Origin of the sequence: Dyadobacter soli (assembly GCF_900101885.1) — a bacterium.
Lineage (GTDB): Bacteria > Bacteroidota > Bacteroidia > Cytophagales > Spirosomataceae > Dyadobacter > Dyadobacter soli.
The window spans coordinates 77,770-103,022 of record NZ_FNAN01000025.1 but is presented as its reverse complement, the minus strand read 5'-3'; the positions used below and the strand labels follow the sequence as shown (position 1 = coordinate 103,022).

Annotated in this window: 17 protein-coding genes; 6 read left to right on the top strand and 11 right to left on the bottom strand. The window is 53.1% G+C overall.

Annotation, left to right across the window (positions count from 1 at the left end; translation table 11 throughout):
• The first annotated feature begins 7 nt into the window (after nucleotides 1-7).
• Nucleotides 8-3,112: an efflux RND transporter permease subunit gene (locus tag BLQ88_RS31915; protein WP_090157080.1), complete on the top strand. Its 3,105-nt coding sequence runs from the start codon at nucleotides 8-10 to the stop codon at nucleotides 3,110-3,112.
• Nucleotides 3,102-4,445 carry a TolC family protein gene (locus tag BLQ88_RS31910; RefSeq protein ID WP_090157079.1) on the top strand — a complete coding sequence of 448 codons (1,344 nt, stop codon included), beginning with the start codon at nucleotides 3,102-3,104 and terminating at the stop codon, nucleotides 4,443-4,445. Before BLQ88_RS31915 ends, BLQ88_RS31910 begins: the two co-directional genes overlap by 11 nt.
• A gap of 60 nt (nucleotides 4,446-4,505) precedes the next feature.
• On the opposite strand, the gene BLQ88_RS31905 is transcribed toward BLQ88_RS31910, so the two are convergent.
• The 9 genes from BLQ88_RS31905 to BLQ88_RS31865 all read right to left on the bottom strand — a co-directional run bounded on the left by BLQ88_RS31905 (nucleotide 4,506) and on the right by BLQ88_RS31865 (nucleotide 18,220).
• On the bottom strand, nucleotides 4,506-6,257 hold the full coding sequence (locus BLQ88_RS31905; RefSeq protein WP_090157078.1) for a RagB/SusD family nutrient uptake outer membrane protein: 1,752 nt from the start codon (nucleotides 6,255-6,257) through the stop codon (nucleotides 4,506-4,508).
• 21 nt (nucleotides 6,258-6,278) lie between these two features.
• Nucleotides 6,279-9,392: a SusC/RagA family TonB-linked outer membrane protein gene (locus tag BLQ88_RS31900; protein WP_090157098.1), complete on the bottom strand. Its 3,114-nt coding sequence runs from the start codon at nucleotides 9,390-9,392 to the stop codon at nucleotides 6,279-6,281.
• A 378-nt stretch (nucleotides 9,393-9,770) separates the two neighbouring features.
• The gene (locus BLQ88_RS31895; RefSeq protein WP_229212952.1) at nucleotides 9,771-10,739 is read right to left on the bottom strand and encodes an FAD:protein FMN transferase; all 969 of its coding nucleotides are present in this window, start codon (nucleotides 10,737-10,739) and stop codon (nucleotides 9,771-9,773) included.
• Between the two features lie 53 nt (nucleotides 10,740-10,792).
• Nucleotides 10,793-12,010, bottom strand: coding sequence for a Gfo/Idh/MocA family protein (locus BLQ88_RS31890; protein WP_090157077.1), 1,218 nt, complete (start codon nucleotides 12,008-12,010; stop codon nucleotides 10,793-10,795).
• Nucleotides 12,011-12,360: 350 nt separating this feature from the next.
• Nucleotides 12,361-13,710, bottom strand: coding sequence for a hypothetical protein (locus BLQ88_RS31885; protein ID WP_090157076.1), 1,350 nt, complete (start codon nucleotides 13,708-13,710; stop codon nucleotides 12,361-12,363).
• Entirely contained in the window at nucleotides 13,697-14,281 is a 585-nt protein-coding gene (locus BLQ88_RS31880) for an RNA polymerase sigma factor (RefSeq protein ID WP_090157075.1), read from the bottom strand. Before BLQ88_RS31880 ends, BLQ88_RS31885 begins: the two co-directional genes overlap by 14 nt.
• A gap of 68 nt (nucleotides 14,282-14,349) precedes the next feature.
• Nucleotides 14,350-15,282 carry a hypothetical protein gene (locus BLQ88_RS31875; RefSeq protein ID WP_090157074.1) on the bottom strand — a complete coding sequence of 311 codons (933 nt, stop codon included), beginning with the start codon at nucleotides 15,280-15,282 and terminating at the stop codon, nucleotides 14,350-14,352.
• A 25-nt stretch (nucleotides 15,283-15,307) separates the two neighbouring features.
• Complete coding sequence (locus BLQ88_RS31870; RefSeq protein ID WP_143016978.1) at nucleotides 15,308-15,982, bottom strand: hypothetical protein; 675 nt, start codon at nucleotides 15,980-15,982, stop codon at nucleotides 15,308-15,310.
• A gap of 102 nt (nucleotides 15,983-16,084) precedes the next feature.
• Complete coding sequence (locus BLQ88_RS31865) at nucleotides 16,085-18,220, bottom strand: fibronectin type III domain-containing protein (RefSeq protein WP_090157072.1); 2,136 nt, start codon at nucleotides 18,218-18,220, stop codon at nucleotides 16,085-16,087.
• 211 nt (nucleotides 18,221-18,431) lie between these two features.
• Between BLQ88_RS31865 and BLQ88_RS31860 the strand changes: the two genes are divergently transcribed.
• The 3 genes from BLQ88_RS31860 to BLQ88_RS31850 are packed head-to-tail and all read left to right on the top strand — an operon-like array spanning nucleotide 18,432 to nucleotide 21,965.
• On the top strand, nucleotides 18,432-20,558 hold the full coding sequence (locus tag BLQ88_RS31860) for a PVC-type heme-binding CxxCH protein (protein ID WP_090157071.1): 2,127 nt from the start codon (nucleotides 18,432-18,434) through the stop codon (nucleotides 20,556-20,558).
• A gap of 39 nt (nucleotides 20,559-20,597) precedes the next feature.
• Nucleotides 20,598-20,951, top strand: a complete 354-nt coding sequence (locus BLQ88_RS31855) for a high-potential iron-sulfur protein (protein WP_090157070.1) — start codon at nucleotides 20,598-20,600, stop codon at nucleotides 20,949-20,951.
• Between the two features lie 12 nt (nucleotides 20,952-20,963).
• The gene (locus BLQ88_RS31850) at nucleotides 20,964-21,965 is read left to right on the top strand and encodes an amidohydrolase family protein (protein ID WP_090157069.1); all 1,002 of its coding nucleotides are present in this window, start codon (nucleotides 20,964-20,966) and stop codon (nucleotides 21,963-21,965) included.
• Nucleotides 21,966-22,039: 74 nt separating this feature from the next.
• Here the strand turns inward: BLQ88_RS31850 and BLQ88_RS31845 are convergent, their stop codons facing one another.
• The gene (locus BLQ88_RS31845; protein ID WP_090157068.1) at nucleotides 22,040-23,503 is read right to left on the bottom strand and encodes a Gfo/Idh/MocA family protein; all 1,464 of its coding nucleotides are present in this window, start codon (nucleotides 23,501-23,503) and stop codon (nucleotides 22,040-22,042) included.
• Nucleotides 23,504-23,706: 203 nt separating this feature from the next.
• Between BLQ88_RS31845 and BLQ88_RS31840 the strand changes: the two genes are divergently transcribed.
• Nucleotides 23,707-24,225, top strand: a complete 519-nt coding sequence (locus BLQ88_RS31840) for a hypothetical protein (RefSeq protein ID WP_090157067.1) — start codon at nucleotides 23,707-23,709, stop codon at nucleotides 24,223-24,225.
• Nucleotides 24,226-24,290: 65 nt separating this feature from the next.
• On the opposite strand, the gene BLQ88_RS31835 is transcribed toward BLQ88_RS31840, so the two are convergent.
• Complete coding sequence (locus BLQ88_RS31835) at nucleotides 24,291-25,157, bottom strand: AraC family transcriptional regulator (protein WP_090157066.1); 867 nt, start codon at nucleotides 25,155-25,157, stop codon at nucleotides 24,291-24,293.
• Nucleotides 25,158-25,253 lie beyond the last annotated feature (96 nt).

The window sequence follows — 25,253 nt, the reverse complement described above, 5'->3', positions numbered from 1 at the left end:
CTGCGTTATGAACTTTGTCAAATCATCCCTGAAATATCCGCAGGTGACGCTGTCGGTATTGCTGCTGGTGTTTGCGGTAGGCGTTTATTCGCTGCTGAACATGCCGCGGCGTGAGGACCCGAAAATCACCGTCAGGCAAGGCCTCGTCCTCGCTTATTTCCCCGGCGCCAACTCCGCGCAGGTGGAAGACCAGGTCACCAAAAAATTGGAACAGTATCTTTTCCAGTTTGAAGAAATCCGCAAGGACAAGACCTACTCCACCACGCAGGACGGCATGGTGGTCGTGAATGTGGAGCTGGGCGAAAATGTGAAGAACCCGGATGTGTTTTGGAGCAAACTGCGCCACCAATTGCTGGTAGCCCGGCAGGTGGATTTCCCCAAGGGCGTCCGCGGCCCGATCGTGAACTCCGATTTCGGCGATACCGAAGCACTGGTGATCGGTATCGAAAGCAACAAAGCCACGTACGCGCAGCTGAAAGATTACACCCAGAAGCTGGAAGATGTGCTCCGGACGGTCAAATCGGTTTCGAAAATCAAACGGATCGGCGAGCAAAAGGAGCAGATCACGGTTACGTCGAGTTCCGAGAAGCTTTCTCAGTATAATGTCAAACTGTCGTCCGTGGTGCAGGTTTTGCAATCGCAGAATGTGATTAGTCCGACAGGAGATATCAAAACCGCAACGAGCCAGACGCCACTGTACACGTCGGGTTATTATAACACCGAGAATGAAATCGCGAACCAGATCGTGGGCGCATCGAAAACCGGGGAGCTGATCCGGCTCGGCGACATTGCGCAGGTAAACCGCGCCTATGCAGAACCGACCAGCAAAACGACCGTGAACGGCAACAATGCGATGATGCTCGCGATCCAGATGCAGGAAGGAAATAATATCGTGAAGTTCGGCGAGGAAGTAAATGCGAAGCTGGTCGAAGTCGAAAGGCTACTCCCTGCCGACGTGAAGTTGACGACGATCGTAAACCAACCGAAACTGGTGGACGAGAACATTACGCATTTTATCCGCGAATTCTTCCTTGCGATATTCTCGGTCGTGATCGTGGTGATCTTGCTCCTGCCGATCCGCATTGCCGCAGTAGCCGCGATGGCCATCCCGATGACAATCGCCGTTACATTCGCCTTGCTGAATGCATTCGGCATCGAGCTGCACCAGGTATCGCTCGCGGCATTGATCGTCGTGCTCGGTATGGTCGTGGACGACGCCATCGTGATCGCCGATAATTATGTGGAACTGCTCGACGAGGGCGTCGAACGCTGGACAGCCGCCTGGCGCAGCGCTACCGACCTGGTAATCCCGGTTTTGGCAGCCACTGTAACCATCATCGCCTCGTTCATGCCGATGGTGATCCTCACCGGCTCGGTGGGCGAATTCATCCATGCACTGCCCGTCACGGTAGCCATTGCATTGGCCGCATCGTTCATTGTAGCGATGATCCTGACGCCGTTACTTTGTTATACTTTCATCAAAAAAGGCCTCCACGACCACAGCGCAGCGGAAACCGACAAAAAGAAACGCATTACCCTGCTCGACCGCATGCAAAACGGCTACAATGCGGCGCTCGAATGGTGCGTAAGGCATTCGGGACTGACGATCGGCGTCAGCCTGCTTACCGTCGTGCTCTCATTGTTTGTATATCGGGGGATTAAACAAAAATTCTTCCCTGCCGCGGAACGTAACCAGTTTGTGATAGAACTATGGATGCCCACCGGCACCAAGCTCGATAAAACCGGCCAGGCGATCCTGAAAGCTGAAAAACTCGTCAAAGGCGACCCGCGCGTGACCTCGTACGCGACGTTCACGGGCACGAGCGCACCCAGGTTTTACTACAACTTCTCACCCGAAGTGCCGGTAACCAACTATGCGCAGATATTGATTAACACTACCGACGAAAAAACGGCCGAAGCATTCGCGCACGAGCTCGAAGGCAAGGTGGCCGCATTGATACCCGAAGGTTCGCCGCAGGTGAAACTGATGCAGCAGGGTTCGCCCTACAAGTCGCCGGTGGAAGTACGCATTGTGGGCGACGACGTTGCCCGCCTCAAAGCAATCGGTTTGCTGGTGCAAGACATTCTTAAAAATGCCAAGGGCAGCGCCATGGTACGTCCCGATTTCCGCGAGGATTATTACGGGATCAGCATTCAGCTGAAAGACGAGGCCAACAAGCTGGGTTTCACCACGGGCAGCATTTCGCAAATGGTGTACACCGGTTTCAACGGCGCGCCGGTATCGACCATGTATGAAGGCAATAACCCGCTCGACATCGTCTTCCGCCTCGACGAGCGTAACCGCCAGTCGTCCGACAACCTGGAAAACATTTACCTGGCCTCGCCGGTAACCGACGCCAATGTGCCGCTCCGCCAGATTGCCGAATTGAAACCGCAATGGCAGACCGGCAAAATCATGCACCGCAACGGCGTGCGCACGCTCACCGTCCTGAGCGAAACCGAAGACGGCGTACTCCCGGCCGACCTGGTGAAGGAAGTAAAAACGAAAATCGCCGACATTCCGTTGCCTGCGGGATACCGCATCGAATACGGCGGCGAGCAGTTCAACAAGAACGAGACATTCAGCCAGATGATCGTCGTGCTGCTGATCAGTCTGGTACTGATATTCTTCATCCTGCTGTTCCAGTTCCGCAGCCTCAAAGAAGCCGCGCTCGTCATGCTCACGATCCCGCTCAGCCTGTTCGGCGCGTTGATCGGCCTTTACATTACGCATAATAACTTCGGTTTCACGGCATTTGTGGGGCTTATCAGCCTTTCGGGCATCGTGGTGCGAAATGCGATCATTCTCGTGGACCATACCAACGAGCTGCTCGGCCACGGGATGGACATCCGCACCGCCGCCATCGAATCCGGCAAGCGCCGCCTGCGCCCGATATTCCTTACAGCCATGGCCGCGGCGATCGGCGTGCTGCCGATGATCCTCTCCGGTTCACCGATGTGGAGCCCGCTCGCGAGTGTGATCGCCGTGGGGGTGATATGGTCGATGGTAATGGCCCTGCTCACCGTGCCGGTGCTGTACATCGCGATGATCAAACCGCATGATAAAAAAGACCTGATGGTAACCCCTGTTGCAGAACACCATGAAAACTAAGCTGATATTCCCGATACTCACAGTGCTTGCGGGCGCATTCGCATCCGCGCCCTCGTACGCACAGGAGGCGCAGCCGCTTACGCTTGAAAAAGCCGTGGAAATGGCCTTGCAAAACAACCATTTGCTGAACGTCCGCAAATTGCAGGTTGCCGAAAAAGAGGCCAAAGTAGCCGAAGACGCGATCAAACGGTACCCGGTGGCGTCGGTGAGCTCTTCCTACCAGTACAATGCGAACCTCGGCCAGCTGGTGATCGAGCAAGGTTCTTTCGGCGCATTGCCGCTTGGTGGGACGACCATCGCCTTGCCCAATGAAGAGAAGACTTTTCCTTTGGGTAAACACCACAATTTCAATGCAGGTGTGACGCTCTACCAGCCCATTACCCAACTTGGGAAGATCAAAACGGGTATCGAGGTGGCTAAAACAGATGTAGAACTCGCGCGTCACGAGCAATCGCGGGCGTCGTTGCAGATCAGGCAGGCGATCGAGAAGCTATATTATGGTTTACTGATCACGCAGAAACAGCAGGAAGAAGCGAATGCCAAAATCAAGCTCGCGCAAATGCGGCTCTACGACGTGGAAAGTGCATTGCTTTCAGGCAAAACCATTGATGTAAACAAGGCCGGGCTACAAGCTAACATCGCCGACGAAGAGCAAAACCTCTTGAAACTCCGCATTCAAACCGAAGATTACACGGCCGATTTGAAGCAATTGACCGGCATTGAAACGGATAGCGTAGCGTTGGCACCCGTGGCTAATGCAGGCACAGTCGCAGGTACTTTGGATAGCTATTTAACGAATGCCGCCACAGCCAACAACGACATCAAAATCGCCAGCCTGACGGAGATCAAAACACAAAAAGCGATCCGCGCCGCCGAGCAAAGCAACCGGCCCGACATCGGCCTGGTGGCGGGTTACTCCTACCAAACCGGCAACCTGCTTTTCCCGAACAATAATCCGTTCGTAGGCGCGCAGTTCAAATGGAACATCCAGGATCTGGTCGCCAACAAGCAGATAATCCGCCAGCGGCATTTCCTGAGCCAGCAGGCACGCGAGAGTTTGATTAATACCCAAAATCAGGTCAGAAACGACGTTTCGAAAACGCATCGCAAGCTTACACAAGCCACCGCGTTGATCGCCGTAGCCGAAAAAGCCGTGAAATACCGCACCGAGGAACTCAAAGTGCAAACCGACAAGCAGGCGTCCGGCCTGAACCTCGAAGCGGATATCCTCAACACGCGTTCGCTGCTGGCCAAAGCCGAGGCCGATTTGCTCGCGGCGCAACTGAATTACCGGCTGGCGCAATCGGATTTGCAGCGGTTGGCAGGGGAATGATTTGTAATACAAAAAAGAGGCCGTCGATTCATGCGACGGCCCGCTTTTCTTTCCCATACCCTACTCGATCTTCGTCAGCGGCGGCACATTCCGGTCCGCACCGTCATAACCGACATTCTGATTGATCACCCCCTTCGTATTCGCCGTGATCACCAGCGACGGAATCGGCCACAGCGCGTGGAATGGAGCGATATTCGCTGTGTTTCCAAGCAGCTGGATCTTCTTTTCGTAGGTATTGTTATACCGCATTACCCGGTCGAAATAGTAGTTCTTTTCGCTGAAATTGGTGAGGCTGTAACCATTCAAGCCGGCTTTGGCCATGATGTACGAAATGCGGACGAGCTCCGAATGCCGCGGCTCCTCGGCGAACAACTCGCGGGCGCGCTCGTGCAGGAGGAAATCGATATTCACTTCGCCGGCCGTAATGGGCAATGCTTTCGCACGCTCGCGCACCTTATTGATGTCGGCGGCGGCTAATGCGGGCTGGTTTTTCCACAAGTAGGCTTCCGCGCGGAGCAGATACGTTTCGGCGAGGCGGAAAATGTACCAGTCGCCGTTGCCACCCATCGGCGTCGCTTTGGGGTCGTCCTGCGGGTTGTACATAATGTAATGCGGCATCGCGTACACGTGCTTGAACGTATCTACCTGCGCAGCGAGGAACTTGGTATTGACCGGCTTGCCGAAATCGACGGACACGGGGTTGTTGTATTTCAATTCATGAATATCCACCCAGTTAATGTCCGCGCGCCGCAAATCGGTGGTATTGCGCCAGTTCGCTCCCTTGTACGACCAGATATCGTATTGATAAAAGCCCGTCAGCCTGATATTGGCATTGCCCCTGCCCAGCGAATCGTACATCGGCCCGCTCGCGACCATACCCGGCTTGCCCTGGCTGTCGAGCACCTGCGGCTGGAACCACTGGCAATTGTACAAGCGCATGGTGTAAAGTCCCACCGAGCGCGCGGCCGGCGGTGCTTCGTAGCGGTCGATGGCGGCGAGAATGGTCTCGGTATTTTGTGCAATGCTGAAATTTTTGGCACGGTGCAGGTCCCAGATCAGGTTGCGGTACCCCTTCGTGGCGTCGATACCAAATCGCTGGTTCATCAATGCATACGGGCCATTGATCACCTTGTCGGCCGCTTCAATCGCCTTGTCGTATTCCAGGTTCGCGAGGTAGATTTTGGTCAATAGATGATTCGCCGCGCCCTTCGTAATCACGCCCGACTTGGCGGTTACCGGCAGCCATTCGGCCGCAAACTCCGCATCCTTTTTGATCTTTTCGAGGATCGCCCAGCGGCTGTGCGTCTGAAAATCGAGTTTTGCCTCCTGGATCTCACCGCTCAGGAACGGCACGTCGCCATAGGAATTAACGAGGCGGTAATACCAGTAGGCGCGGTGCCAGAGCGCCTCCCCGAGGATCGCATTTCGCTCCTGGTCCGAATTCCATTTGATATCGTCGATCCTGCTGATGAGCACATTACAGTTTTTAATCGAAGAATAAATCACGGTAAACATCGCCAGGAAGCGGTAGTACTGGTCGGTGTTGGGTGTGAGGTTATAAAAATCGAGCTGCGACCAGGGCGACGCCAGGTCCGAGGCTGCAAATTCCATCGTCAGGTTCGGCATTGCACCGGTACTCTCGTTTTTGAGGTCCTTTCGCATAGTAATAAGCAATGCTTCCATGCCCGCTTTATCCACGAATACATTCTCAGGGCTGAAAAACGACAGCGGCTCCGGTTTCAGCCAACCCTTATCGCAGGCCGATTGGCTGAGCAGCAAAACAAATAATATGAGGTATCTGAAAATCTTCATAATGCTGAAATTAATGGCTGTTTACAATGAGAGATTGAGTCCGACCGTGAAGTTTTTGGGCATCGGGATGTTGTTACCGTCGCTATCCCACGCCTCGGGGTCCCAGCCGGGCCATTTGGTGAATGTGAGCAGGTTACGCGCGGACGCGAACACACGTATGCTGTTCACTTTCAGCTTTTTGGAAATGTCCGCCGGCAATGCGTAGCCCACATTCACATCCTGCACGCGCAGGAAAGAAAGCTTTTTATACACTTTGATCCCGCCCCCAAAAACATTGGTATTGGTATTCAGCCGCGCATATTCGTTGGTCGGGTTATCGGGCGTCCAGTATGGGAAATCGTTGGTGTTCCGGCGGTCGTAAGTATCGGAGCCGCCTGTGCGCAGGCCTTCGGCAAATGGTGCGATGTGGCCAAGTTCGCTGCGGAGAAACACGCTGGCGTTGAAGTTTTTGAAAAAAGTAAACTCATTCCGCAAACCGATCCGGAAGCGCGGCTGACGGTAGCCAATAAACTGCTTGTCCAGCAGCGCCTCGTACTTGCCGTTGCCGTCCACATCCACGGCTTTGAAATCGCCCGGCTGCAATTTGTATACCGCCGCCGCATCCTTTTCGGAGGTTTGCCAGATTCCCGTCACATCATAGTTCCACACGCGGTCGATCGCCTGGCCGGGAAACCATTCGTTGGAATAGTCGGGCAGCTCGGAGCGTACGGTTTTGCCATCCACCGTTTCTTCCTTGTAATCACCGAATAACCGTTTGATTTTGTTTCGGTTAAAAGAGAATACCAACCCGCTGCGCCAGGAGAAATTGGCCTGCTCGGTATTGATTGTATTAATGGTCATTTCAAAACCTTTGTTACCGAGCAACCCCAGGTTGGTGGTAATGTCCTTGAAACCGGTGATTTCGGGCAAAAGACGTTTCATAAGCAGGTCGGTAGTGGTCATATCGTAGTACTCCATGCTCAGGTCGACGCGGTTTTTGAACAGACTCAGGTCCATACCGAGGTTAATGGATTTTGTTTTCTCCCAAACCAGGTTCGGGTTGGCGAGCGAAGTGTTGTAAACGCCCACTTGCACATTGCTGCCATCGTAATACATCGCCGAAAGCAGCTGCGCCAACGCCGAATAGGCCCCGATATCGCGGTTCCCGTTCACGCCCCACGACAAACGCAGTTTCATCTGGCTCACGAAATCAATGTGGAAGAATTTTTCTTCTGAAATCTTCCAGGCTATCGCAGCCGCCGGAAAAACCGCCCTGGGCTGCTTGGTACCGAAAGCGGAGAAGCCATCCCGGCGCACGGAGGCCGTGATCAGGTATTTATCGAACAATGTATAGTTGAGCCGCGCCATCGCCGCATCGCCGGTGATCTGTGTATCGTTCGTTTCCATCGCCGGACTGGTGCCATACTGCAAGCCGTGAAAGCCAAGGTTCTCGTTCGGCACAAAACCCTGGTTCGCGATTTTGGAATACCAGCCCCGGTTACGCTCGGCGCTGTACAGCAGGGTAACATCGAACTGGTGTACGCCAAACTGCTTGTTCCAATGCAAAAGGTTGTCGAGAATGTACTCGTACGTGGACGCGTCCGCCCGCGTGCTATACCCGCCCGAGCGCGTGGAACCACCGTCGAGCGTGTTGGACGACCAGAAATTGTAGTCTTTCGAAGCTTCGTAGCGTGGTTGGAAAGATATTTTGTAATCAAATCCAAAAGGCAGCTTGACTTTCCCGTAGAGCGAAGCGAAAAGCGTATTCACCTTGTTCATCCGCTCCTGCCCGTAGTAATTGATCAGCGGGTTGGCTACCGCAAAGCTGTTGGGATACCACATTGCGCTGCCGTCCGCCTCGAACATCGAGCCGTAGGGGCTCATAATGAACATCTGCCCGAGGTTTGCGGGAACGGTGCCCTGGTCGCGGTCGGCAAACTGGCTGTTCACGCCCACATTGAGCCAGTCGGTCACTTTGAAATCCACATTCAGGCGTGAGCGGATCGTCGAAAACTTGTCGCCGCGCAGGATGCCTTCGTTGTTCTGGTAGCCCAACGACCAGTAATAGGTCACGTTCTGCGAGCCGCCGCCGATGCTCACGTCATAGTTCTGCCGCAAACCGGTCCGGATCACCTCTTTGTACCAGTCCACGGTTTTGCCTGCGAGGTAGTTTTCGGTTTCAATGGGGAAGAAACGCAGTCGGCTGAGCCATTCCTGTGTGTTGTCCGCTTGCGGGTTGTTGCTAGCCGTGCGCCATTGTTCGAGTGAAACGCCTGTCGGTAGCGTACCCGGGTTGTCGTAATAAAAAGCAGGACGATCGGGATTGGTAGCGCGGAGCAGATCGCGGCGGAATGTCAGGTAACCATCTTTGTCGAACGGCTTGAAATCGTGCGTGGTGGAAGCGGTACCGACATTAGCCGACACATTGATGACCGGCTTGCCCGTGGCTCCTTTTTTGGTAGTAATCAAAATCACCCCTCCCGCAGCCCTTGCCCCGAAAACGGCGGCCGAGCTGGCGTCTTTGAGAATGTCCATGGTCTCGATGTCGGCCGGGTTGATATCGGAAATACTCCCATTGAATATCACGCCGTCCATCACCACCATCGGGCTGGAATTGGCCGTGAGCGACTTCGGCCCGCGGATCTGCAAGGAGCTTCCACCCGCCGCGGACGTGGCCTGGTTCGCATTGAAACCCGCCACGGTGCCCGTCAGCATGTCGGTAAGCTGGGTCATGGGCTGGTTTTTGAATGTCTTCGAATCGATGCGGATCACGGCGCCCGTGAGATCGCTCTTTTTCATCGTTCCATACCCGACGACCACCAGTTCATCGAGCGCATTGGTACTCGGTTGCAGGGAAATGTCCACAACCGACTGGTTCCCGACCGCCGTTTCCTTCGTGAGATAACCTACATAACTGAATGTCAGCACATCCGAAACCGCCGCCTGTACGGAATAGCGCCCATCGGCATCGGTAGTAGTGCCCCGCTGGGTGCCTTTCACGACGACGGTCACGCCGGGCAGGCCTTGCTTGCTCAAACTGTCGGAAATCACGCCGGTAACATCCCTGAGGTTCTGCCCGTAGCCCCATAGCGGGCTGAGGCATGCAAACAGGACGAGAATACGGGCCCACGGATGGGTGAGTAGTTTTACATGCATAAGATTATGGTTAGGAAATGAAAAAATGAATTTTCCGAGGGTAGCAGGCCAAAAATCCGGACATAGCAAACCGCGCTTCGCAATACGGCTGCGAAGTGATTTATGATGCGTTCCGCGCATCCGGCAATATTTAATTTTGGTTTATAACAATGTTACAATGAATTTGATAGGTATCCATGGGAAGTGGCAGAAATAGTACCGATAACGTTCTCGAAGTGGGGCCTGCGGCCCCGACCGCTGACCGCCGACGACCGACCGCCGAGTGTTTGGGGTCTTCGCTCAGCCATGGTCCATGGCCAATCGTCCATGGTCTGACCGCAGACCACAAGCGATCGGCGGTCAGCGGTCGCTGGTCGGCGGTCGGCGGTCAAACAACCGTCACCTTACCAAATACCTCCCAAACCCAACCGACGTGGTGTCCGCAATGCTGCCGTTGGGCTTCCGGTAAATGAGATACGCCTGCATTTCCGGGTGGCGGGTTAGTATTTCAAACGCCCCGTCGATGCCTGCGGCGAGGAGGGCGTTGTCGAAGCCGTCGGCGATGATCGCGTTGGGTGCTACTATGGTTGCGCTGATGATTTCACGCTGGACCGGAAAGCCGGTTTTGGGGTCGATAATGTGGGACAGCCGCGTACCGCCGGATTCTCTGAACTTCCGGTAGCTTCCCGATGTCGTGACAGCGCCGGTACCGATGCTGATTACCTCGCGGATCGCCGGTGCGTCGAATTCAGTAGCGGAAGGGGTTTCGATGCCGATCTTCATCGGCTCATTACCAGGCAATTTGCGGCCTTTCGTGCGGATCTCCCCTCCTATTTCGACCATATAATTATGTATCCCACGCGCTTCCAGAAATTCTGCAACTACGTCTACGGAATAGCCTTGCGCGATGCCGTTTACGTCTATTTGCACACATGGAGTTGTTTTAAGAAGCTTGCGCCCTTCGATCTTCAACTTATCCGATCCCACACACGGTAGCATCTGCCGGATGGCGGCACTGTCCGGCATTTCATCGGGCGCCTTCGCCCCGAATCCCCAAGCACGTACGAGCGGGTACACGGTGATGTCGGACAAGCCGCCCGTTTCGCGGTAAATCTCCATGGATTTCCCGACGACATAGGCAAGGTGTTCGTCCATCTCAATGCCTTCCGACGATGCATTGAACCGACTGATCAGCGAACCCGGTTGGTAAATGGAAAGCGATGCGTCGAGACTTTTGAAAATACTGTCGATCTGCGGCTTACGTGCCAATTTGCGGTCGCTGTAATAGGTAATGGCATAGGTGGTACCCTGCGCCTCGCCGGTGATCCGGTAGGTTTCGGGGGTTGCTGGCGGACGCAATGCGCTCATTGCTAAGCACATTACTCCCACCATGGATGAAAACCAATGCCAATGCCGTCCCATCAGGCTGAATATTCTGGTTTCCAGTACTGCACTTTTTCGGTATCCGCTGCCGCATTGCCCATGTGGATGGCAATGGAGCCGTCGCGGCCGGTTTCCACATTGGAAACAGGTTCTTTTTTGTTCCTGACGCATTCCGCGAAGTCCTTCAATGCAAATACGGTTGGTTCCAGATCTACTTCGCCCGGTTTTCCGAACTTGACTTCCACGCCTTTGCCCTGGGTAGTGACGGCAATGGTGGCGCCAGTGACGCCGTCGACGGTGCCTTTGGCATTGTTGGTGATTTCAGGATAAATTAATGCCTTGTCACGGAGGATTTCGACGGTGGCCTTGTCGCCCAGAATGCGGATGCTGTAACCATTATACGCATTGGAAAGTACCGAGGTGACGCTTGCCTTCACACCGTTTGGATAATCGTAAACCGTGCGGATGTTATCATAAGTATCCCGACCGTCTTTCCAGTAATTAATACCACCCAGGCCGACCACTTTCACCGGATGACTATCAGTAAGGTAATTAACGACGTCGATCTCGTGCGCACAGAGCTCCGAAAGCGGGCCGCCGCAGTATTCGCGGTACATGCGCCAGTTGATCGCCCGCTCCATTTTCGGGTCTTTTACCGGGAAGCGCCAGTTCGAGTTGCGGTTATACTGGCATTCGAAATGCGTGATCTTGCCCAGCCAGTTTTCTTTCATGATCTCTTTCACGCGGTGGTAAAGGCCGTAGTAACGGTATTGATAACCGATTTGAAATACCAATCCCGAAGCTTTCACCTTTTTTACGAGGTCGATCGCCTGCGGAATGTCGTAGGTCATCGATTTTTCGAGGTAAATGTGCTTGCCTGCCTGCAATGCGGCCACGGCCATTGGGTAATGCAGGTAAAGCGGCGTAGCGATCACCACGGCGTCGATGGATTTGTCGTCGAGCAGCTTGCGGTAATCGGCGTAGCCTTTGGCATTTTTGGCAGCGAGGCTCAGGCCTTTTTGCAGGTTTTCGGGAATGATGTCACAGCAGGCGACGAGCTCATATTCGGGCATTTCGCGGATGAGCGTCGCCAGGCCCGCGCCGCGCGAACCTGTACCTATGATCCCGAGACGGATCTTGTCCGCCGGGCGTATTGTTTTTCCAAAGGCTGGATTGAATGCGGTTGATAACCCCACTCCTGCCATGGCGGCCAGGCTGGTTGTGATAAAATCTCTTCTTGTAGCTAATTGGGTCATGGGTGGGATGGTTAAAGTTTTGGTCAGGTTGGTCAAGGTTTGTCAGGGTCGGTCAGGTAATGTCAGGGTTGGTCAGGTAATGTCAGGGACTGTCAGCGGCCAGAGTAATTGTGCGGACAAGCATAGTTTACGGGCACGTGCCCGTAAATGTAAGTAATTTTTATTCAGATAGAAACGCCCCCGGTCATAAACTAAAATTCTGACCATCAAAATCCCCTTGCCGTTCGTTTCAACGAACGGAATAAGGAAAAGGAAAAAGGAAATGGAAAAGTGCAAAAAGAAATGGAAGAGAAAAAGAAAAGCACAAAAAAGTCCCGGCATGTTAGTACCGGGACTCGACCTGTGGGCGATCAGGGCCGCACGAAGCGAAGCCCTGCCGAAATTCCCACGCGGTACGGCTGATAGTAGAACGGGTTTGCGATGCCTTTGACCTTCACCGGGCTGAATTCGGCGAATGGCCCGATGCTGAATGCCGTATTACGGCTGACGGCGAATTGTTTCCCTAATCCCAGGCTGAGCCAACCCAGGCCTTGACTGCTGTTCAGATCATGCGAATATTCCGCTCCGAAAGCGGCGAAAAACCGGCTGACCGGCGAATGCCCCCATCGCACCTGCTTGGTAACACCAATCCCAAGCATCGAAAACCGGCGGTTCTCTTCCATCCGGTCACCTTGGCGGACGGTGTGGTACTGGCCTTTGTCGTCGGGCGTAACGAGGTAATTGTTGTTGGCGATTTCATACGAATAAATCTGCCGGAAACTGCTGAAATGCAGTTGTAGCTGAATGCCCTTTCGTTCCACGCCGCCGCTGAACTTGTACCCTACCGACCTTGCCGTAAATAATGACGGGAAGCTGAAATTCTGAAAATCCTTCGCTGCCGACGACGGTACCGTCAATATCTGGTACGAATGCAATGCCGACGCGTTAAAAAGCCAAGCAATTCTGGCCGGATTGGTCACGATCACCTTCGCAGGCTTGTACGCGGGCGCAACCACACCGCGCAACCGCAGCGGAATCTGCGCCTCTTTCAATGGCATACCTGCCAGTTCTTCCAAAGACATTGCATTCATCGCAGCTGAATCCACTGCTATTTTGGACGCTAATGCACCTTCCGTTTCATTAAAAGCCCTCTCTATTTCGGGAACGATCGTACCCGACCCTGGATGTACCTCTGCCATTTGTTCCCCATTCACAGATGCTACTTTTTCAACCCTGTTTACAGTGGCGCCCGGGACGTTGGCGGAATGCGGTTGATGCGTTTCCGCTGCTGGTTTGTTACCCAGGTCTTCCACAAAATCCTCTTTAAATGTGCTTCCTGATGGTAAAACCGATGATTTTACCTTGGTTTTAAACGAAAGCGCTTTCGCTGAATACGCTGATGTTTCTTTAACCGAATTAACAGTCGGATTGGCATTGGCTGGCCGGGCAGCCTTCGCTTTTTCCACGGTAAACGAATGCGCTTTTTCCGAAACGGCTAACGAAGCCTGGATTTGGCGGCCGTAACGGCTAAGCAGGATGCCTGAGACCGTCAGCAGTACGAGGCCGCCGGTGAACCACCAGTATCTTCCCGTACGTGGGGGCTTGATGCGTGCGCGAATGCGATCGAGCGCCGTGGGGCTGGGCTGTTCTTCATAGTCATCAAACTTGCGTTTGAGGACGTCGCGCAGTGCTTCGTTCAATTTGTCCTCAGAAGTTTTCATGATGTACTATTCCTTTAAGTTCCAATTTTTTCATTAGCAGGTTACGTCCTCTCATGAACTGCGACCGGGCCGTGGCGTCGGACATGGACAGCATTTCACCAATTTCGGTGTGTGTATAGCCGTCGATCAGGTGCAGGTTGATCACCGTCCTGTACTTGTCGGGTAACTCGTTGATGAGGTCCACCAGGTCGCGGACGTTCATCTGGTCGATTATCCGCACGTAGTCGTCCGATTCCACATGCCATTCCACGCCGTCGAGCGAGCTTTGGAGCTCTTGCTGCCGGGTGGTCCGGTTGTAATAATTAATCGCTGTCCGGATCACCGTCACTTTCACCCAGCCGTCCGCGGCTTCGGGCTCTTTCAAATCGTTGATGCTGTTGAAAATCTTTACAAATGCATCCTGAAATATATCGTCCGCCTCGGCGACAGTCCGCGCGTAGCGACGGCAAATACCCGTCATCCTGGCCTTATATCGCTCGTAAAATACCGTCTGCGCCCTCGGGTCCTGCTGCTGGCAGGCTTTCACGAGGCTGGCGAGGCTGTCGTATTTTTTCGAGAGAAAGAATTTCATGAGGGGACGTTGGGTTCGGGAACTAACTTGTACTTCTAAGTTACTTAAACTTAATTAATTACTATTTTTTAATACAATATCACAGAATATTTTTTATTGAGTACCTGGAAGTCCTTATCGAAATACAACTCGCACCTGGAAACCCCACCGACCGTGACCACGATGTAATAGCTATCGAGCCCGTTCAGGTTACTTTTCAGCTTTCTCTCGTATTCGTAGCCTGCCAGTTCCGGAAGGCCGTCGAGGTATTGCTTGATCTGGGCCGGTACAGGTTCCAGGTTCGATGCAGCCACGGGCACGCCCGGCTGTGTGAACAGGTTGCTCATCCATCTCAGCTTGCCTTTGTCGTCGAAGAACATGGATAGCTGATCCTGTAAGCCTCCCTCGTTGAGGTTACCCATCACATAATAGCGCAGGGAACCGTCGAGCCTCACCCAGATGTAGCCCTTCACGAACGTCGCTTTTGGAAAGGCTTTCAGGGAATCCTTTACGAATACCGGCAGATCGCCGATGTCGAAGGTCGCTATTCTATACATCGACTGGTCGAACGCCGCCGAGCTGTTGACATTCGGGTAAACGCCGGACCATTCGAATGCGTAGTTTTCGTTTTTATAGCTGTAAATCAGCTTATTGGGAGCCGTCGTCGCGAAATAGGCCGTGGTATAGGCCGACAGCGTTCCGTCTCCGAAAGCAGTACTTTTCAGGGATTCCCGCAGCGCCGACGGAGCGTCATCAGTCATTATTTTGAACGTCTCCCACATTTTACCGTAATCGACCAGCGAGGAATAGCGGTCCGCATCCGATTTCAGTTTCACCTCCCAAATCTTGTCTTCCAGTACGGGTTTAAAAACGAGGTCTTCGCCTTTGGGGAACTTGGCTTTCACCACATTCACGACCGTCTCCGGAATCTGGGTTCCGGGATCAATCGGGCGCAGGTCTTTCAGGTCGTTGCAACCTGTAAGCGCGAGCGCCACGATGACTATCAGCACGAGGGCTTTCATAATATTAGTGGTAGCAATCTGTTATTCAGAGAAATACAACATACTTCGCGCTGGCCTGCTGGCCGGGTTCGCGGTAGTATTGGTACATGGGCTTCATGGTAATTTTATAGGTAACCTTGCCCAGCTTCGGATCTTCGTCTTCGTAAATGAACCGCATACTGGGCTTCACGGCAGCCGTTTTTGCCTGTTCCATCGACATTTTCACATTGAAGCTCGCCGGGTCGAGGTAACCTTTCTTACCGGGTACTATCATCGGGAAATAGCTGGTAGTAGCGACAGTCTCGACACCCAGCGTACCCTTATCGTCGTCCCATTTTAGCTTCATTTGCGTGGGCAGAAAGATACGGATATTCAGATTGAATGTTAGTGCATTACCCGGCATCTCGGTATTCGGAAACTGCGAAGCACCACCGTGAAACATGATTTCCCCGCTGCCCTTTTCGATGTAAAAGTTCAATGCAGCTGCATTCGCATATAACCGAAGCAGCGTGTCTTCCTTGAACATATCCACCGAATCGTTTCCGGCCAGCCGCCAGGCATCGGTGATATAGAACGAGCGCCTCGCGAGCAAGGATGATACGGAGTCGCGATCGAGTTTGATGGGCTCGGGTTCAGGGACCGGCTCGGGCTTATCTTTCGAACAGCTTAGCTGCCAAACGGCAAGCATTACGAGACAAATGATGGATAATAATCGCTTCATGACGGTGTCTGGTTGATGAGCGGATGTCCGCTTTTTGCACTTTCAGAACCAGAGACACCGATGCCCGTTTCGAGCGTGGCGATCGTTGAGACTTTTTTCAGTTTATTTTTCCGGATAATAAACCCGTACATCGGGATGCATCGTGTAAAACCGCCATTGCTTGCCGTCGAACACCGGGAAACCACTCGAAGCGTCGTTACCGGCGATAGGATTATTTGCGTATTTCTTCCAATGGACGAGGTCTTTGGAAACGGCCACATTCATCGTCCATTCGCGCCAATCCTTGAACGCCGAAGCATGGTAATAGGCATAGTAAAGGCCTTTGTACTGGATGATTTTGTTGAACGCGACGGCAAATGCGTCGTACTTTTCGGGGCCCGCATTCAATACGGGCTCATCCTGCACGTTCGTCCATGCTTTGAGGTCTTTGCTTGTCGCCAGCCAGACAGCCGCGTCGTTTCGCTCGTAGAAGAGGTACCAAATGCCTTTTTCCTTCCAGATGGTAGGCGTGCCGTACGGTCCTTTGCTGATCGGCGAGCCGTTTTTGAGGCGGATATCGATCGAGCCCTGATCTTTCCAATGAATGCGGTCGGTGGACGTGAGCAAATGGGCGATATCGTCTTTGCTCTCGGCAAACATATAGTAGGTATTTCCTTCTTTTAACACACACATATCTTCCACCCATAATGTGGTGTGAATGGGGTTTTTCGCGTAGCGCGTCCATTTCAGACCGTCGTCGGAAGTTGCGAGGCCGAGGTATTTCATGCTATCGCCGGTGGCTTTGGTATAGCCAGTGTACCACATATAATATTTGTTGTTTTCGCGCAGGATGTAGCCGCGCTCGCGGATTGTCTCGTCCCAGGTTTTCGGGTCACCGGTACCTTTGAAGAGCGGGTTACTATCAGAAGCTTTGAATTTGATGATTTCGGATGGAAATTGGTCGGTATCCTGCCGGGGAGCACGTTCGACAATGCGGTTGATCGTTCCTTTTTGTTTAATCAGGTCAAATGCATCGAAGAGCTCGCCCGTGGCCGTATAGGTGTCAAAAGAGAGCTTGCCGCCTTCCACATTTACTACATGAAAAAGCTGCGTGTAAATAGCCGAGCGGTCCATCCATTTGGCTTGTTCTATATTAGAATCGGTCATTTTCGGCCCGCTGACCGATACCACGTACATTGTTCCCGATTGTGCGCCCTTTTCTTGCATCGGAATGTTGGCCATCCCCCGCGCATAGGTGTGATCGTGCCCCTGCAACACAAGGTCGACTTTGTACCGGTCGAACAATGGCTTGAAAGTCTCACGCATGCGCTTGTTGTCGCGGGTGGTTTTGGGGGAGAAAATCGGGTGATGGAAGGTGATGACCGTCCATTTGTTAGGATTATTTTTCAAAATGCCTTCCAGCCATTCTTTCTGTACCTGCGCCCATTGCTCGGATACATCTACCTGATCCGAGTTTAACGAAATGAACCTCACACCCTGAATATCTGCATAGTAGCAGGTTTCTTCCAAACCTTTCGGACCGTTCTCGGGCAATTTAAACTGCGGCCGCCAGAATACGGATGTCGTGTTGATACCTTCCGCAGTCTCGAAATGATCGTGGTTGCCGGGTGTCGGAAATGCGGGGATCATGGAATGGATGAAGCCGCCGCCCCGGAACCAGTCGCCCCATTCGACATCACGGTTAGCTTTGTTGATCAGGTCGCCCGCGTAGATAGCCAGGCGCGCATCGGGCGCCTTCGCGTAAGCCTCACGCGCCACGCGTGACCAAAGCGAAGAGATATTTACCTGAACATCGCCATAATAAAGGAACGACAGCTTTTGCTCGGCGGTACCCGCTGTGCTGAAATGGATCCATTCGCTCCACCCCTGTTCGCCGCCTACCCGGTAGGCATATTTAGTACCAGGTTGCAGGTTTTCGAAAATGACCGAATGATAGTGTGCCGTCGGCGTATTCTCCCAGACCAGTTTTTCGGTGCGGGCTTTCTGTTTTTGGGCTTTTGAGACAAACCGCGGGTCAGCCTCGGCGACCGCGATTTCGGCGAAACTTTCCGACACGGCGTCGGAAGTCCGCCAGTTGACCGCCATCGATGTCGAAGGATCGGCCGTAACGTTGAGTATAATGCGGTCGGGCTCGGTTGTAGGGGCATAGCGTTCCGCATTCTGCGCCGAAACAGCCAATGTCCACAAGGCTAATGCGCCCGTTGTAATGATTTTTGAAAGGTTGATTTTTAAATACATACTGAAAAACGGCCGGAGCCGAACGGTTACCAGGGCGTGAAATGCCTTTAAGTTACTTCGAATCGTTACCACTTTTATACTGACTTTCTTCTTCGAAATACTACCTGACAAATCAAACTTCTTCAACAGGCTTGCTTGTCGAAAGATGAATTTCTATCTTGATAAACAATCGTGCACGTACACGCGTCGAACTTCCTAAACCTTTCTTGCAATGATGCAGCTCAAATCCATTGCAGTATCCGCTCTGACTTTGCTTTCCGTTCATGCCCTGGCGCAGAAACGGTACACCGAAGCCCTTACTCCGACCGAATCGGCCAAAACAATCCAGCTCCGGGAGGAATTCGCCATCGAACCGTTTGCCACCGAACCCGATGTGCTTTCGCCCGTGGACCTCGTCTTCGACGCGTTGGGCAATGCATTCGTTGTGGAAATGGGCGATTATCCGTACGACGCGCAGCCGGGTCGCTTCAAAGGCCGCATCCGCCTTTTGAAAGACACCGACGGCGATGGCAAAATCGACAAATCTTATGTTTTCGCGGACGGCCTGCCCAGCGCTACCAGTGTTTTACCCTACAAAGACGGCCTCATCGTATGCGCTGCGCCGGATATCCTGCTGCTGCGCGATACCAACGGCGATTTCAAGGCCGATTCCCGGGAAGTTTTGTTCACCGGTTTTTTTGCCAAAAATTCCGAAGCGCAGATCACCAGCATGCGTTACGGGGTCGACAACTGGATTTACGCAAATAACAACGGCCAGGCCGGAATGATCACCTCGCCGCTTCGGCCCGATGCACCGCCATTGAATGTAGCCGGCGGTAGTTTCAGGTTCAGGCTGGATAAAAAGCTGTTCGAGGCAGAATCCGGCAGCGGGCAGTTCGGGCTGGCGGTGGACGAATGGGGGCATCGGTTTTATACGCAAAACACATTGCATATTCAACAATCGCCCATCGCGTGGCGTTACCTGCACCGGCATAACCACCTGCCCTCGTTTCGCAGCGACGTGAATATCTCGGATCACGAGCTGGAAATGTTCCAGAAATCGGCCACACCGTACTGGCGCCAGCAACGGAGCGACCGCCGGCAGGCCAAGTTCGATTCGCTCAAAACCGGTCTTACCGAATGGGCCCGCGACCATTTCACGGGTGCCTCGGGCGGTACTTTTTATGGCGGCGACGGCTTTCCGGAGGCGTTCAGGGGTAACATTTTCACCGGCGACGTGGCCGGCAACCTAATTCACCGCGATGTGATCAAAACCACCGACGGCTCGCCTGCATTCACCGCCACCCGTGCCGAGGGTGAAAAAGACCGCGAGTTTCTGGCCTCCACCGACCCGTGGTTCCGCCCCGCTAACCTGACAACCGGGCCGGACGGATACCTGTACGTAATCGACATGTACCGCCAGCACATTGAAACGCCCGTTTCCATTCCCGAAGACCTCAAAAAGGACATGGACTTTGCCAATGGCGAGCAATATGGCCGCATATGGCGCGTTTTTCCGAAAGCAGGTGAGAAAAGACCCGTTACCCTACCCGACCTGCATTCCAAAACGCCCGCAGAACTCACAGCCCTGCTCTCACACCCCAACCAATGGTGGCGGCTGAATGCGCAACGGATTCTGGTTGAAAAACAGGACAAATCCGTCATTGCCGCCTTGCAGCAAATGGCCGTCACGCACGCCGACCCCAGGACGCGACTTCACGCAATCTACACGCTGGAAGCCCTCGACGGGTTGAATGAAGCGATCGTCAAAAAAGCATTGGGCGACACGCACGCCGGGGTACGCGAACATGCCATAATCCTGGCCGAAAAGTACCCCGCATTTCTCCCGGACATTATCGCGCTCACAAAGGATGCCGCTCCGCAGGTAGCTTATCAGGCTTGCCTCAGCACCGGCCAGTTCGCTGGTAAAGAGGCCCTGACGGGACTGGCAGGATGCGCTGAAAAATATACCGAAAATGCCTCCTGGCGGCTGGGTATACTCAGCTCGAAAGCAGGTTCCTCACCTGAAATGCTCCGGTTACTTGTTGAGAGAAACAATTTCTTCAATACACCTTCTCCCGGTAAACTACAATTCATCGATGACTACGCCTACATAACCGGATTCCGGAACGAGAAAAATGAAATGGCTGAGCTATTGGAAATGCTCAATACCAAACTTCAAGGCAAAGAATGGGCGGTAGCTGCGCTTTCGGGGCTTTTCAAGGGTGTGCGAAAATCGCCGAACAAGCGGGAGGCAGAGAAATCTGTATCTAAAAACTTGAAAAAACTGGAAGATAATGGACCTGAAATCGTGAAGCGGCATGTGGCCGAACTTAGAAAAGTACTGAATATCAATTGAGCCAAAAGGAAATATCCGACCATTCACCATCACGACTGTATGCTTACTATTTCAAACCGGCGGAGCTTCCTGAAAAATAGCCTGGCTACGGGCGCGCTGGCGATAGGCGGTCTGGTATACACGCAATGCGCGCCGACGAAAAAACCAGCCGCAGCGAAGGCTGCAACCCCGCCTGCCGACCCGTGCGAAGACCTCACCGGCGTCGATCCCGTCGATGTGCAGAAACGGAAATCGCTGGGTTATACCAATAAATCGCCAATGCCGGATAGCCAGTGCGATAATTGCAAATTGTGGGTTCCGGCGCAGGAAGGAAAGGAATGTGGCGGGTGCCTGCTTTTTACGGGGCCGGTTAATCCGGAAGGGCATTGTACTTATTGGGCTCCACGGGTTTAAATCATCTGGCATATGAAGGAAAAGCTGTTTAGCCGTCGGGATTTTTTGAGAAACAGTGCCGTTTTGGGCGTTGGGGCTGCGGTGTTGCCGGGGATTGTCATGGGTGGGCATGAGTTGGTCGTGAATGATAGTCCGGAAGTATCCACTCGGGAAGTATCCACTCCGGAACCAATCATCGATATTCATCAGCATGTGCATTACGCCGCGCGCCCGGATGACGTGCTCGTAATGCACCAGCGGGCGATGGGCATCACGCATACGATCCTCCTACCTGCGGGCACGCCCGCATTCGGGACGTCCACGCATCAGGGAAAAACGAATGGCTTGCAAGCGCAATGTGCAGGGAATGAAGCTTGTTACGGCATCGCTCAAAAATATCCCGGCGAGTTTACTTTCGGTTCCAATGAAGTCCCCGACCTGCCCGACGCCGTGCAGGAAATTGAAAAATACCTGAAACTGGGCGGCCGCCTGATCGGCGAGCTGAAATTCGGGGTGGATTGCGATTCTAAGGAAATGCAGCGTATTTACAAACTGGCCGAAGAACATAACGTGCCGGTGCTGATGCATTGGCAGTTTCAAATGTTCAATTACAATTTCGAGCGTTTCCCGAAAATGCTTGAAAAATACCCGAAGGTGAATTTTATCGGTCACGCACAAACCTGGTGGGCTAATATCGATAAAAATCATTCGGATCAAAGTATTTTGTATCCCAAAACCAAAGTCATACGCGGCGGCCTCACCGACAGGCTGTTAAGTGATTACCCGAACATGTTCGGCGACATGTCCGCAGGCTCCGGCCTCCTTTCCATGACGCGCGACGAAGACCACGCCCGTGAGTTCCTGACTCGGCACCAGGACAAGCTCCTCTACGGCAGCGATTGTGACGATCATATTGGTTCGGGAGCAAAATGCCAGGGTTCGCAAACAATCGCGGAGATCAGGAAGCTCGCTGCTTCGAAGCAAGTAGAGCGGAAAATTCTTTATGACAATGCTAAAAAGCTGTTCAAAATATAGTTGAAATGCATTTGCATTAAGCCAAAAAGCCCTCCTGCTTTCACAGAAGGGCTTTTTGCATTGCTTATTTACTTTTAAACTCCCAGGCTCCAACCTTCGCGGTAGTTCCGTTTTACCCACTGGTTGACGTCGTCGAAGTTAGTAACCTTCATGTTTTTATAATCCCAAAGCATTTTCAGGTTCGATCCCGGATAGTCGAAACCGTTGCCCGTGGCGCGTGGTTTCGGCATATCTGCACCGCGGATCGCGAGGTTCGCCATCAGGATCGCCTCTGTGAGCGGGCCCGCTTTTTCGAACGGCGAGCTGAGCTCCATTTTACCATATCCTGCGATACATCCTTCCACCCATTGCGCATAGTGGCCGTCGGCCGAGCCGGGTACACGTGCGAATTTCTGCTTCACTTTCACTTCCTCCATGCGCGAGAGCGGCAACAGGCGGGGATTTGCCGCATATTCGCTAGCCATCATTTTGCCTTTGGTACCCACGAAAAGGATACCGCTGTTACCATCCCCGAACAATTCGTTCGCACCGAGCTCTTCCGGACGTTCAGGCTTGATACCGCCGTCCATCCAGTGCATGGTTACCTGTCCTTTTGTTTTGGACGTTTTCGGGAATGTGAGCGTGGCGTGGCTCGATGGCGGGCAGCTGTCGGGGAAGATACCGCGCTTGCCAAATGCCGTAAACACGCTTCCTACGCTCGCTTGCATATCCAATGCATATTTCAGGTCGAGGATACGGAATGGGGCTTCCATAAGGTGGCAACCAAGGTCACCCAATGCGCCGGTACCGTAATCCCACCATCCGCGCCAACTTCCAGGGATGAGGTTGTCCACATAATCTTTGTAAGGTGCCGTACCGAGCCACAAATTCCAGTCGAGCTCTTTCGGAACGGCTGGCTTGTCGGTCGGCCAGGGAATACCTTGCGGCCAGATCGGGCGGTTGGTCCAGATGTAAACCGTATGCACATTACCGATAATGCCGGCATCGTGCCATTCGTGCAACTGGCGCACGCCGTCACCCGACGATCCCTGGTTACCCATTTGCGTCACGACTTTGTATTTCGCCGCCGCTTCGGTAAGCATCCGCGCTTCGTAAATATCGTGCGTCATCGGTTTTTGTACGTACACGTGCTTGCCCATTTGCATAGCCGCCATGGCCACCACCGCGTGCGTGTGGTCGGGTGTCGAAACGGATACCGCGTCGAAACTCTTGGATTCTTTCTCAAACATTTCCCGCCAGTCTTTGTAATACTTGGCTTGTGGGAAGTTCTTAACGGAGGTGGCTGCACGTCTGTCGTCCACATCGCACAGGTAGCCGATATTGGCTTTACCGCTTTTGAAGAAATTGGCAATGTCGGAAGTTCCTTTTCCGCCCGCGCCTACCGCTGCCACGGTAATTTTATCGCTCGGTGCCACAAAGCCTTTGCCCAACACGTGGCGGGGGACGATCATCACGCCCGCGGCGGCGCCGGCCGCCACTTTAATGAAATCCCTCCGCGAAGAAGAAGGCTGCTCTTGAACGGTATTCTTTTTTTCCATGTACGTGATTATTTGATTTAGGAAATGGATATACAGATTACAGGTACTTCACCCCGATTTACTACTCGTCTAAGTACTTTTTTTCAAGTATTTACTCTGAATATTCCAATTATGGCTATCAATCGGTATTCGGACTGGTACTAATGCGCAAATAAGCCGTCGTTTTTTCCTAACTTTTACCAAATCTCAAAATGCACCTCCCTATGAAAACACATTTCCGCTTTCCCGCAACCGGTACCCGTTTGCTGCTTACCGTTGCTGCATTGATTTTGCTCTCTTTCATAACCCGGACCGATGTCGGCAAGGGCAAGCTGGCATACAAAACCGGCAGCAAATCGTTCGATATGAACATTAAATCCGCCGTTTTCATCGCCGGCCCCGACGGCTTCGACAGCGGCAAAAAGATCCGCCGCCTGATTTTCACGACCAATGCGCTCGACGATAAAATCAAGTCGTGCGGTGCGATGAATTGTGTGGATCAATACATTGAAGGCATCCAGGTAGATCTCGACGCCGCGCCGCGGTTGCTTTACTGGATCAGCCTGAACAACCAGCTCGTACAATACTCCGGCACCGCGCAAAATGAATTTCTGACATTGACGACCGACACACCCGAGCACCTCGCCGGCACATTGAAGTTCGACCAGTCGGCCTCAGGCGGCCCGGCGGTAGACGTAACGTTCGACGCGAAGTTGCTGAAGACGTTTGCGAAGGCCCGGTAGAAGCCGTCAATCCAGACTTTCCAGTCGTCTGTCCGCAAGCGCGTCGTGGTATCGCTTCTGATGCTTTATCCTCCGGCTTCCATGGTCCTGAACTGCTTCCGGTAGGCGGCGGGCGTCATGCCGCCGAACTTGCGGAACTGCCTGAAAAAGAACGGCGGACTCTCGTAGCCACAGGCGAAACTGATCTCGGCAACCTGCATATCGGTTTCGATCAGCATTTTCGAGGCCATGTTGATGCGGTACTCGTTGAGGAAGGTAAAAAGCGGCTTTTGCATAGTCCGGCTGAAAAAGCGGGAGAAAGACTCCTCGCTCATACATACGAGGCTGGAAAGGGTAGCCAGGGTAATGTGCCCGGCATAATGCTCCCGGATGTAATTGTAAACAGTGTTAATGCGCTGGTTATCCTCGTAGTTAAGTGGATATGCAAACCCCTGTTCGCAAAGGAAATGGCAGTTTTTCACGGCAGCGAGCAGTTCGAGCACTTCCAGGAACTTCATCAGGCGGGGAAATGGCTGCATTTCCAGCATTTCCGCCAGCATTGGTGTAACACGCGCCGAGACGTCCTGACCGAATCGGATCCCCTGCCCGGCCAGTTGCAGCAAACGCTTCACCGACTTGAACTCCTCGACATCCTGCCAGCCATTTCCCATAAACTCACCCGGCCATTGCACGACGATCGAACTCGCCGGGCCTGCGCTGTCGGGAGTGTTCTTCCAGCAATGCGGCAGGTTCGGACCGAGCAGTACCAGGTCACCTGCCTCGAAGCTCTCCATACTATTACCCACATAGCGAATTCCCTCGCTTTGGAGGATCACCGTGAGCTCATATTCAGGGTGGTAATGCCAGGGCGCGTCAAACTCGGCGACCTCGTACCAGAATATGCGGAACGAGGAATCAGGCAGCGGCTGAAATGCTTCAAATTGTGCTTTCATGGACCCTATGTGGCTTTATTATACCCTATTTAGCAAATATTACAAAGTTACACCTCAATATTAATACAAAATAAGTTAGTTATTAGTCAAAATCAG